We start from the raw sequence: 522 nt of genomic DNA, 5'->3' as shown, positions 1-522 counted from the left end.
GAGCTTATAACCAAGATGACGCATGTAACAACTTTGCACCGATAATAAGTTTTTAGTGGACTGTTGAACAATGTCCATTCGTTTGCGCATTAAATCGCGAACAGCCCTAAGTTCACGGGGATAAATATAGCCTTCAGGGAGTATATCTAGACGTAGCATTTCAGCTAACCAGCGTGCATCACTATGGTCATCAGCATGTTTTAAGCCTGAATATTGTTGAATTGCAGCGGGGTTTGCTAAGTGAAGCTTAAATCCTGCATCCATTAATGCATCAACTAACCAATACCAATTAAATGTTGATTCAACAACAAGTCCTGCTAGCTTGTCTTTATACGGGGCTAAAAAAGATAAAATGACAGAGATGTCATTATTTAAACGCTTGCAGCTAAGCGTTTCACCTTGTTCATTAATGATAGCAATAACACAATTATTTGAATGCAAGTCAATTCCACCATATAGTTTCATACTAAGTTCCTCGAGGTACAGTTTATGTTTTGGTCAACACAACTGTATCGAAAAACT

At 37.7% G+C, this 522-nt stretch carries 1 protein-coding gene; it reads right to left on the bottom strand.

Going from position 1 to position 522, the window contains the following annotated elements:
• On the bottom strand, nt 1-465 hold a 465-nt coding region (locus I6F65_RS21620), incomplete at its 3' end, for a transposase (RefSeq protein WP_197114901.1).
• Nucleotides 466-522: the final 57 nt, after the last annotated feature.

Source organism: Pseudoalteromonas sp. SWXJZ94C (genome assembly GCF_015864385.1).
Lineage (GTDB): Bacteria > Pseudomonadota > Gammaproteobacteria > Enterobacterales > Alteromonadaceae > Pseudoalteromonas.
This window is presented reverse-complemented; position numbering and strand designations above follow the sequence as displayed.